10 protein-coding genes are annotated in these 9,945 nt (G+C 68.9%); 5 read left to right on the top strand and 5 right to left on the bottom strand.

What is annotated here, in order from left to right; translation table 11 throughout:
• The first annotated feature begins 113 nt into the window (after positions 1–113).
• Together G8O29_RS17675 and G8O29_RS17670 are read left to right on the top strand one after the other, a co-directional pair.
• The gene (locus tag G8O29_RS17675; RefSeq protein ID WP_166404535.1) at positions 114–1,277 is read left to right on the top strand and encodes an FIST N-terminal domain-containing protein; all 1,164 of its coding nucleotides are present in this window, start codon (positions 114–116) and stop codon (positions 1,275–1,277) included.
• Entirely contained in the window at positions 1,274–3,469 is a 2,196-nt protein-coding gene (locus G8O29_RS17670; protein ID WP_166404534.1) for a hybrid sensor histidine kinase/response regulator, read from the top strand. Before G8O29_RS17675 ends, G8O29_RS17670 begins: the two co-directional genes overlap by 4 nt.
• A gap of 30 nt (positions 3,470–3,499) precedes the next feature.
• Here G8O29_RS17670 and G8O29_RS17665 read toward each other — a convergent pair whose 3' ends face one another.
• The 5 genes from G8O29_RS17665 to G8O29_RS17645 all read right to left on the bottom strand — a co-directional run bounded on the left by G8O29_RS17665 (position 3,500) and on the right by G8O29_RS17645 (position 8,060).
• Positions 3,500–4,372 carry an ABC transporter permease gene (locus tag G8O29_RS17665; protein ID WP_166404533.1) on the bottom strand — a complete coding sequence of 291 codons (873 nt, stop codon included), beginning with the start codon at positions 4,370–4,372 and terminating at the stop codon, positions 3,500–3,502.
• Positions 4,369–5,085, bottom strand: a complete 717-nt coding sequence (locus tag G8O29_RS17660; RefSeq protein ID WP_166404536.1) for an ABC transporter ATP-binding protein — start codon at positions 5,083–5,085, stop codon at positions 4,369–4,371. The genes G8O29_RS17665 and G8O29_RS17660 overlap by 4 nt, the downstream gene beginning before the upstream one ends.
• A 372-nt stretch (positions 5,086–5,457) precedes the next feature.
• Positions 5,458–5,880, bottom strand: coding sequence for a cupredoxin domain-containing protein (locus G8O29_RS17655; RefSeq protein WP_166404532.1), 423 nt, complete (start codon positions 5,878–5,880; stop codon positions 5,458–5,460).
• Positions 5,881–5,883: 3 nt separating this feature from the next.
• A complete protein-coding gene (locus G8O29_RS17650) occupies positions 5,884–6,852 on the bottom strand; it encodes a YVTN family beta-propeller repeat protein (RefSeq protein ID WP_437440817.1) in 969 nt (322 codons plus the stop codon).
• A 38-nt stretch (positions 6,853–6,890) separates the two neighbouring features.
• Positions 6,891–8,060, bottom strand: coding sequence for an ABC transporter substrate-binding protein (locus G8O29_RS17645; RefSeq protein ID WP_166404530.1), 1,170 nt, complete (start codon positions 8,058–8,060; stop codon positions 6,891–6,893).
• Here G8O29_RS17645 and G8O29_RS17640 point away from each other — a divergent pair.
• From G8O29_RS17640 to G8O29_RS17630, 3 genes are read left to right on the top strand one after another with little or no spacing between them, the layout of a single operon-like run.
• Complete coding sequence (locus tag G8O29_RS17640; protein WP_166404527.1) at positions 8,059–8,223, top strand: hypothetical protein; 165 nt, start codon at positions 8,059–8,061, stop codon at positions 8,221–8,223. The two genes, G8O29_RS17645 and G8O29_RS17640, sit on opposite strands and share 2 nt — an antisense overlap.
• A gap of 5 nt (positions 8,224–8,228) precedes the next feature.
• A complete protein-coding gene (gene pedF, locus G8O29_RS17635; protein ID WP_207623976.1) occupies positions 8,229–8,903 on the top strand; it encodes a cytochrome c-550 PedF in 675 nt (224 codons plus the stop codon).
• Position 8,904: 1 nt separating this feature from the next.
• Complete coding sequence (locus tag G8O29_RS17630; RefSeq protein ID WP_166404528.1) at positions 8,905–9,816, top strand: substrate-binding periplasmic protein; 912 nt, start codon at positions 8,905–8,907, stop codon at positions 9,814–9,816.
• Positions 9,817–9,945: the final 129 nt, after the last annotated feature.

The raw sequence follows: 9,945 nt of genomic DNA, 5'->3' as shown, positions 1-9,945 counted from the left end.
CAATTTCTCCAGCCTGATGCCCGAGGACGGCTGAACCCGCCCGCGACACCTGCGCAAATCCCTTGCCCGATGGCGCGGCCTGGCCTTAGCATCGGCGACAGGGAGAGGACCAGATGAACGCGCCCGGAATCTTGGCCCCTGCCGATGCCAAGGCAATGATGCCACGCGCCCATGTCCGGGCGCGGGAGGAGGACGCCTTGGCGAAGCTGGCGCGCGGCCTTGGGCCGGGGCCCTTTGCAGCGGTGATCCTGTTCGTCTCGCCCGAGGCCGATCGCGCAGCGCTGGAGGCAGAGCTGCCGGCGACCTTTCCCGGCGTGACGGTGATCGGCTGCACCACGGCGGGGGAAATCTCGCCTGATGGCTATGCCGAGGGCGAGATCGTCGCCGTCGCCCTGCCCACCTGGGCCTTCGCGGTGGAGTGCCTGGGCATCGACCTGTCCGCACTGGACGGGCAGGAGCTGATCGGCCGCATGATCCGGGCCCGGGCGGGGCTGGCGCGGCGACATCCGGGCTGGGAAGGCGAATTCGCCTTCGTCATGGTGGACGGGCTGTCGATCCGCGAGGACGAACTGACCGCCGCGCTGGGGCCGGGGCTGGGGCCGGTGCCGCTGTTCGGCGGCTCGGCCGGGGACGGGACGCGCTTTGCCCGGACCTTCGTCCTTCAGGACGGGCGGTTCCGTCAGGGCCGGGCCGTGCTGATGCTGGTGCGCACGGCCTGCAAGGTGAAGGTGTTCAGCCTGAATCACCTGATCCCCACCAACCGGCGCATGGTGGTGACCGGCGCCGACCCGGCGCGCCGCGTGGTGCATCAGATCAATGCCGAACCCGCCGCACAGGAATATGCCCGGCTTCTGGGCAAGGACCCCGGGCAACTGACCACCTTCACCTTCGCCGCGCATCCGGTCGTGGTCCGCATCGGTGGCAGCCACCATGTCCGAGCGATCCAGAGAATGGCGCCGAATGGCGATCTGGTGTTCTTCTCGGCCATCGACGAGGGGCTGGTGCTGACCCTCGCCGAGCCGCAGGACATGGCCCTGCACCTGGACCGCGCGCTGTCCGACCTGTCCGCGGCGGGGAAACCCGCGGCTATCCTGGCCTGCGACTGCATCCTGCGCCGGATCGAGGCGCAGGAGAAGCAGCGCTTTGGCGCGGTGTCGGCCCTGCTGCGCCAGCACGGGATCGTGGGTTTTTCCACCTATGGCGAGCAGCTGAATTCCATGCATGTCAACCAGACCATGACCGGGGTGGCGCTGTATCCTCCGAAGGGGCCGACATGATCGAGACGCTGATCAACCCGGCCGACAGCGCCGAACGGCGGGCGGAAAAGCTGTTGACCATCGCCGAGGCGCTGATGCGGCGGGTGGAACAGGCGACCGACGACAGCGGCGCGGCCTATGCCCAGTTCCAGCGCGCGGCGCTGCTGGAGGATCAGGTCCGCGAGCGCACCCAGGATCTGGGCCGGGCGCTGGACCTGCTGAACGAATCGAACGCGCGGCTGGCCGAGGCGATGCGCGAGGCGGAAACCGCGCGGCAGAACCTGTCGAACGCGATCGAGACGGTGCAGGAGGGATTTGCGCTTTTCGACCGCGCGGACCGGCTGGTGATGTGCAACAGCCGCTTTGCCATGCACATGCCGGATGTCCATGCCCGGTTGCAGCCCGGGCTGGCCTTTCAGGACTATGTGGCGATGGTCAGCCGCTCGCCGCATCTGGCGCTGCCCGAGGGCGAGGCCGCGCAGGATTGGGCGCAGGCGCGGATGCGGCGGCACAAGGACCGGCATGTCATCTTCAACGTGCGGATGACGGGCGACCACTGGGTGCAGGTCAGCGAGCACCGCACGGCGGACGGCGGCACGGTGATCCTGCAAACCGATGTCACCGACATCATCCGGGCCGAGCGGCACGAGCGCGGCAAGCTTCTGGACGACCAGGCGCGGGTGATCCGGGCGACGCTGGACCATATCAACCAGGGCGTCGGCATCTTCGACGCCAAGGCACGGCTGATCGGCTGGAACCAGCGGCTTGGGGCGCTTCTGTCGCTGCCGATGGGGCGGCTGCGCATCGGGGCGAGCTTCGAGAACCTGTTCAGCCGGTTCCGGGCCGAGATGCAGTCCGACGACATCAGCGTCGCGGCGCTGATGGACTGGGTGGGGGCCAGGGGACGGCGGCCGCCGCTGGAGTTCGAGGTGCGGCGCGGCGACGACCTGATCCTGGACGTCTTTGCGCAAGGGATGCCGGACGGGGGCTTCGTGTTCAGTTTCACCGACGTCACGGCAGAGCGTGCCGCGCTGGTGGCGCTGAGCCGGGCGAACGAGACGCTGGAAGCCCGGGTGATGGAGCGGACGCTGGAGCTGGAGGACGCGCTGGCCCATGCCGAACGCGCGAATGCCAGCCGGTCGCGCTTTGTGGCAGCGGCGAGCCACGACCTGTTGCAGCCCCTGTCGGCGGCGAAGCTGTTCATCTCTTCGATCAGCGGCGAGGGTCTGGAGCCGGGGGCGCGGGTCGCGCTGGAGAAGGCGCAGAATGCGCTGATGTCGGTGGAGGGGATCCTCGATGCTCTCCTGGACATCTCGAAGCTGGAATCGGGCAAGGCGGCGGTCAGCGTGGGGGCGGTGCATCTGGACCGTCTGTTGCGGACCCTGTCCGAGGAATTCGCGCCCATGGCGGCGGCCAAGGGGCTGACGCTGGTGGTGGTCCCCTGCGGCGCGGTGGTCGAAAGCGACCCGGCCTATCTGCGGCGCATCCTCCAGAACCTGATCGGCAATGCGATCCGCTATACCGCGAAGGGGCGGGTGCTGGTGGGGGCGCGGCGGCGCGGGGCGGCAGTGCGGCTGGAGGTCTGGGACACCGGGCCGGGCATCCCGGAAGAGGCGCAGAACGACATCTTCAAGGAGTTCCACCGCCTGAACGCCCGCGCTTCGGCCAGCGAGGGGATGGGGCTGGGGCTGGCGATCGTCGAGCGGGCCTGCGCGCTGCTCGGCCATCCCCTGGGGCTGCGGTCCGAGGTCGGGCGCGGGACCTGCTTCATGGTTCAGCTGCCCCTGTCCGAGGCGGGCGAGGGTCTGCCGCTGCCCGTCGAAGTGCCCGAGCGGCGCAGCGGCCCGGTGGCGGCGGAGAAGATCGCGTTTCTGGTGGAGAACGACGCCGACCTGCTGCGGGCGCTGAGCCTTCTGCTGGAGAAATGGGGGATGACGGTGCTGGAGGCGGCTTCGGGCGAGGAGGCGCTGGCACTGATCGAGGAGATCGGCATCCTGCCGGACATCTTCCTGGTCGATCACCAGCTGGGGGAGGGAATGACGGGGATCGAGTTCCTGAGCCGGATCCGCGCGGCGCATGGCCCGGTTCCGGCGCGGCTGATCACCGCGAACCGGGGCTGGGACCTGCGGGCTGCGGCGACCTCGGCGGGGATCGAGGTGTTGTACAAGCCCATCGACCCTCGCGCCCTGGAGGCGGTGGTGGCGCGGCTTTAGCCAGCGGATCCCTTGGCGCACGACGAGCGGTCAGCCCTTGCTGCGGGTGAAACCGCGGGCGGGGTCGTAGCCGTAAAGCGCCGCGGCGGCGAAGGCCAGCGTGGCAAGGACGGTCCAGCCGAGGGCGGGTCCGTTGGGCGTGAGGTAGAGCGAGAAGCGGATCAGTTCGACGGCCTGCGTGAAGGGGTTCAGCGCGCAGGCCCGGGCCAGCGCCGGGCTCGCCTCGGCCATCTTCCACAGCGGGTAGAGCGCGGAGGAGAGGAAGAACATCGGGAAGATCACGAAGTTCATCACGCCGGCAAAGTTCTCCAGCTGGCGGATGAGCGAGGAAAGGAGGAGCCCGAGCGCCCCGAGCATCAGGCCGGTGAGGAGCAGCGCGGGGATCACCGCGATCAGGCCCATGAGCGGCGGGCGGATGCCCCAGGCGTATCCGATGGCCAGGAACACCAGGCATTGCAGCAGGCTGATGAGGGTGCCGGCGAGGAGTTTCGCGAAAAGCAGCCAGCCGCGCGGCAGCGGCGCGGTGAGGAGGAGGCGCATCGAGCCCATCTCGCGGTCATAGACGAGGCTGAGCGAGGACTGCATGCCGTTGAAGAGGCAGATCATGCCGAGGAGGCCGGGGAGGATGTAGGTCTCGTAGGTGATGTAGGTCTGGTATGGGGGCGTAATCGACAGGCCGAGGGCCGCGCGGAACCCGGCGGCGAAGACGAGAAGCCAGACGAGCGGGCGGACCAGCGCGGCGATGAGGCGGCTTTTCTGGCCGAGGAAACGCGAGAGTTCGCGATGGAGGATGGCTTTCAGCGCGACGAGGTAGCGCCCCTTGGCAGGCCCCGGGGGGCGTGCGCCGCCCCCCGGACCCCCCTGCGGGATATTTGTGGACAGATGAAGGGGATCAGCAGTCATGCGCTTGCCCCGATCAGGGCGAGGAAGCGGTCGGTGAGCGTTGTGCCTTCGGCGAGCGCGGCGGCGGTTGCGTCGGCCAGAAGATGGCCCCTGTGCAGGATCAGGCAGCGGTCGGTGGGGGAGACCTCGTCGGTCAGGTGGGTGGCCCAGAGGACGGTGGTGCCGTCCCGCGCCAGTTGGTGCGCGTGGTCGGTGATCGCCCGACGCGAGGCGGCATCGAGGCCCACCGTGGGTTCGTCGAGGAGAAGGACCTGCGGGCGGTGGATCAGCGCCCGCGCCAGCTCCACCCGCCGCCGCTGGCCGCCCGAAAGGCTGCGCGCAGGCGTGTCGGCGCGGTCCTCGAGCGACAGGGTGGCGAGAACCTCCTCGGCACGGTCGCGGGCAGTGGTGCCGGAGAGGCCGTGCAGGGCGGCGTAGTACAAAAGGTTGCGCCGGGTGGTCAGGTTGAGATCCAGCGTGGGTTGCTGAAAGACGACGCCAAGGGCGGCGAGGGCCTTGAGGGGCGCACGCGCGAGGTCTTGCCCGGCGATGGTGATCCGGCCCTGCGGCGTGGTGAAGAGGCGGGTCAGGAGCGAGAACAGCGTGGACTTGCCCGCCCCGTTCGGCCCGAGCAGCGCGGTGAAGCTGCCGGGGTCGAGCGTGAAGGACAGGCCGTCCAGCGCCTTGCGCGGGCCGTAGGCGAAGGAGAGGTTCTCGACGGCAAGGCTCATCAGCTGGGTCCCATGGGGACGGCAGTGCCGAACGGAGCGGCGCCCCCCTCCCCCTTCCCCTCTCCGCAAGGGGGGAGGGGGGCCGGGGCCAAGCGATGGCGATCTTCATCATTATCGTGCCGCGCGGCGATGGTGCCGAGGGAAAATGCCGAGAACGGGCGGTCGTTCGCCTGCCGCGGGCCATGGGGGAAGGCGAGAGTCCCGACGGCAAGGGTCATGTCGGTCTGGCTGATCCGCACCCTGCCGGGCGCTTGAGGCGCACAGGAACCTTGCCGGCATTTCCCCCACCCCCATCCCCTTCCCACGAGGGGGAGGGGAGGCGCCCCTGAGCGCGCTTCGGGTAGTGGAGGCATCGGGTCCTGGGCATCGTCTGACTCATTCGATGGTGATCTGAAGGGTCTGGGTCTCGCCGCCCTGCGGGGTGCGCAGGGTGTAGCTGCCGGGCTTGATGGCGATGAAGCCGATCTCCATGGTCCCGGCCTCGTCGAATTCCACGCTGTCCAGGCCAAGGGGGCGGATCTCGATCCCCTCGATCACGATCTCGTCGATCCAGATGGCGCGGAAGAACTCGGGCCCCGTCAGGGCGAGCTCCTGGCTGCCGTCGGAGGTGATCTCGACCTCGTAATAGGTGCCGGATTTCAGCACCCAGGGGTCGCCGAGGGGTTCGCCGGCGGAGAGGATGATTTCGGGCAGGTCCTTCTTGTTGGTGGCGGCGAAGAGGCCGGCGGGGGCGTCCTCGGCCAGGGCCGGCAGGGCGGTCGAGAGAAGCGCGGCGGAAAGGGCAAGGGTCGGGCGCATGGGTCACTCCGTGGGGCGGAAGGCGGCGCCCCATGGGAAGCGGCCGACCTTGATGGATTTGAGCGCGGTGCGGGAGGCGACGTCGATCACCGTCACGTCGCCCGACACACCGTTGGTGGTGAAGAGCTGCGAATGGTCGCGGTTGAAGGCCAGATGCCAGACGCGGCGGCCGACGAGGATGTAGGTTTCGACCTCGTAGGTCTGCATGTTGACCACGGCAACGTGGTTCGACGGGCCGAGCGCCACGAAGGCCGTGGTGAAGTCGGGGGTGAACTCGAAGCCCACGGGCTGGATCAGGTCCTTGTTGACGCCCGGAATCGCGAAGCGGATCTTCGCCTTCTCCGCCTTGGTCGCGATGTCGAACACCGTCACGGTGCCGCCGATTTCCGAGGAGACCCAGAGCTCGGTCTCGGTGAATTCGGCATGGCGGGGGCGGCTGTCCACCAAGGTGTTGGCGATGATCTGATGCGTCGCGGTGTCGATCCAGTGCGCCATGTTCGTCGTCTCGGAGGTGGTGACGACGATGGAGCCATCGCGCGAGACGCCCATGCCCTCGGGCTCGATCCCGACATTGATCTGGGCCACGACCTTGCGGCTTTCCACATCGACCACCGTCGTCACGGCGTCGTCCTCGTTGGCGATCCAGAGGTGGCGGTCGTCGGGGTGGAGGACGAATTGCTCCGGGTCTTCGCCCGAGGGCAGGTCGTGCAGGATTTCGCCCGTCGCCGGGTCCATCACCTGCACGGTGTCGCTGTCGGAGGCGCAGATATAGACGCGGGTGAAGTCGTGGGAGAAGGTGATCCCGCGCGGGCGTTCGCCGGTGGGGATGGTGCGGATGACCTCGAGCGTGGCGGTGTCGATCACGCTGATCGTGTCGTCCTTTTCGTTGGTCACCCAGATCTCGTCGGCCATGGCCGGGGGGGCGAGGAGGCAAAGGGCCAGCGTCGTCCCCCTCCCCCATCCCCTCCCCACGGGGGAGAAGGAAGGCGCTTTGGTCTGGCGGTGCGCGATCATCGGACCTCCGTGAAGGCGGTGCAGGCGGATTCGGGGGCATCGAGGCCGAGAGTGTCCATCTCGTTGCGCTGGTGCAGGAAGCCCTCGACCGGGGCGAGGGTGACCAGCGCGCGGGCGTTCACCACGGCGATGGGCTGACGCAGCTGACCGTTCCAGGCGCGGAACGAGAGGCCGCGGCCCTTGAAGCCGTCCATCTGGAAGCCGGGGTCCAGCAGGAAGGCGCGGATCGTGGCGGGGTCGTTTGAATTGGTGCGGGTGACGGCCTCGCCGATGGCGCGGATGGCGGCCCAGGCGGCATAGTCCTGACCGCGCATGTCGCGCCCGGCATGATCCTCGAAGCGGTTCTGCAACTGCACGGCGCCCCAGGCCTCGATGACGTGGCTCCAGGCGGTTGGGATCAGGCCGTCGGCGCCTGCGACGGGCCGGGGGATCCAGGTGTTGTGCTCGATGTAGCGACCGAAATCGTCGGTGGCGTCGGCGATCAGCACCACGTCGTGGTCGGGGAAGTCCTGCATGAAGCGGGGGACCTCGTCCATGGTGGATTCGCGCAGGTCGGTGTCGAAGGTCCAGTCCTTCTCGGCGGCGATGGAGACGGCGAACTTGCGGGCCGAGCGGCGGAAGGCTTCGGCAAGGGCAAGGTCGGCGGGATGCGGGCCGGTGACCATCACCGCCGTCCGCCACTGCTTGCGTTGCAGGACCTGCATCAGGGCATCGGTGCGGGCGGCGTCCTCGGGGATCGTGTGCAGGAGGTTCGCGCGGCAGTCCTGCGACCGCAGGTTTTCGGCGCCCGTCGCGACATTGAACAGCAGCGCCTCCTGCGCCTCGGGCAGGTCGGCCACGGCAAGGATCGCGGCGGGATCGGCCTCGATCAGGATGAGGTGCGAGCTGGCCAAGGCTTCGCGCGCCGCCGCCACGAGGTCGCCACCCGGTGGGACCGAGGCCAGCGTCAGGCTGTAGCTGTGGCCAAGGAAGCTGCCGGTGGTCTGCGTGTCCTTCACGGCGATTTCCGCCCCGGCGAGCCCCAGGTCCTCGGGCACGGGGTCGAGATTGGACAGCACCGGGGGGCGGTCCACCTCCAGCCGCATGTAGGTGATCGCCACTGGCAGGTCGGCCCACGCGGGCGCGGCGGCCGCGATTGCGGCGATGGTAACGCACAGGCGGATCATGGAGCCCTCCCTCCGGTTCGGAAGCCTGCGGCAGGGGGGCGGCGGGGCCAATACGACCATCGTCGCAGGGGATGGGACGTCGGATTGCACCATGGTCGCATGGCGGCACGGGCGGGTCGGCGTTACGCCTTGGGCCGAGGACCTGGAGGAGGACCCCGAATGACGCGCATGACCCTGGCGGGCCCCGCCTTTCTGGCAACCCTGACCGTGACCACGACGCTGGCCTTCGGGCATGGCGACGTGGCGCCGCAGCCGGTGAACACCGACGCCCTGCCGGATGTGGGCGAGGAATGGCTGATCGAGAACCCCTACCGTGCCGAGAAGGTGGGCGAGGAGATCTGGTGGCAGGCGGTGCTGATCGGCGACAGCGGCTACAACCAGAACTGCGCGCGCTGTCACGGGCTGGGCGTGGTCTCGGGCGGGCTGGCACCCGACCTGCGCTATCTGGAGGCGGCGGAATACGGCGACGAATGGTTCGCCGAACGCTTCCAGCACGGCTATACCCAGGACGGCACCACCAAGATGCCGGCCTTCGGTGAAATCCTCGGCCAGAAGGCGGCCTGGGCGATCCGCACCTATATCGAGACCCGGCCCGAGGACGGGGCGCTGGACGCGCACAAGGCCCGCCTGGGCGCGATCCGCGACGAGCTGATGGCCGGGGGTGGCGACGAGGCGGCGCTGAAGGCGGAGCTGATGGAGATCGCGGCGGGGGTCGTCACGGCCTCGGGCGCGCCGAAGGCGGATTCGGCGGCGCTGCGGGCGGCGCTGGCGCTGGACGGCACGCCTGCGGCCAAGAAACACGCGGCCGAGATGCTGACGATCGGGCTGTCGGCGGCGCATTGAGATGCTGCGGGCTGCGGTCCTTGCCCTGATGCTGGCGGCGGGCCTGGCCGAGGCGCGCTGCGAGGACCATGTGCCCGGCGCCCGGCCGCAGAACACCCCGCGCGAGTTCGTCGGCCAGACCCTGGACGAGATCGTTGCGCGCGGCTGGATCGAGATCGCGGTCTATGAGAATTTCCCGCCCTACAGCTGGGAAGAGGGCGGCACCCCGAAGGGCGTCGATGTCGAGGTCGGCCGGATCATCGCGGAAAGCCTGGGCGTCGAACCCCGCTTCCGCTTTGTCCAGTCGGGCGAGACGCTGGAGGCGGACCTTCTGAACTATGTCTGGAAGGGCGCGGCGGTGGGCGGGCATGTCTCCAACCTGATGCTGCGCGTGCCCTACAACAGCGATTTCACCTGCCGGGTCGAACAGGTCGTGTTCACCGGCCAGTATGCCGGCGAGAAGGTGGGCATCGCCTACCGGACCGAGGCCTATCCCGATGCCGTGCCGCAGGCCAATGCCGACGGGCGGCATCCGGGTGCGCCGGTGCCTTCGTTCTTCGTCTATGATCCGGTGGGGGTCGAGAACGACTCGATCTCGGATTTCTACCTGACCGCAACCTTCGGCGCCTCGGCGAAGATCACCCGCTACAAGACCACCCTTGCGGCGATGGAGGGTCTGGCGGCGGGCGAGGTCTGGGCGGTGATGGGGCCCCTGTCGCAGCTTGAGGCCGGGGCGGGCGAGGGGATCGCGGTCCATGCGCCGCTGTTGCCGGGGTTCGGCCTGTCGCGCTGGACGCTGGGCGTGGCGCTGCATCAAAGTCACCGCGACCTCGGCTATGCGGTGGACGAGGCGGTGGCCGAGGCCCTTGCCGACGGGCGGATCGCGGCGGTCTTTGCCGGCTACGGCCTCGACTTCACCCCGCCCGAACGATGAATCTACGACTTATGCAGCATAGCCCGTGGTGTTTGCGGTGCTTAGGCTGTGTGACAACAGGGGGATTTGTCCGATGAAACTGACCGACAGCCGTGAGATCAGGGCGGAGCCGCGGGTTGTCTGGGATGC

The sequence above is a fragment of the Rhodobacter calidifons genome (assembly GCF_011174775.1).
Lineage (GTDB): Bacteria > Pseudomonadota > Alphaproteobacteria > Rhodobacterales > Rhodobacteraceae > Tabrizicola > Tabrizicola calidifons.
This window is presented reverse-complemented; position numbering and strand designations above follow the sequence as displayed.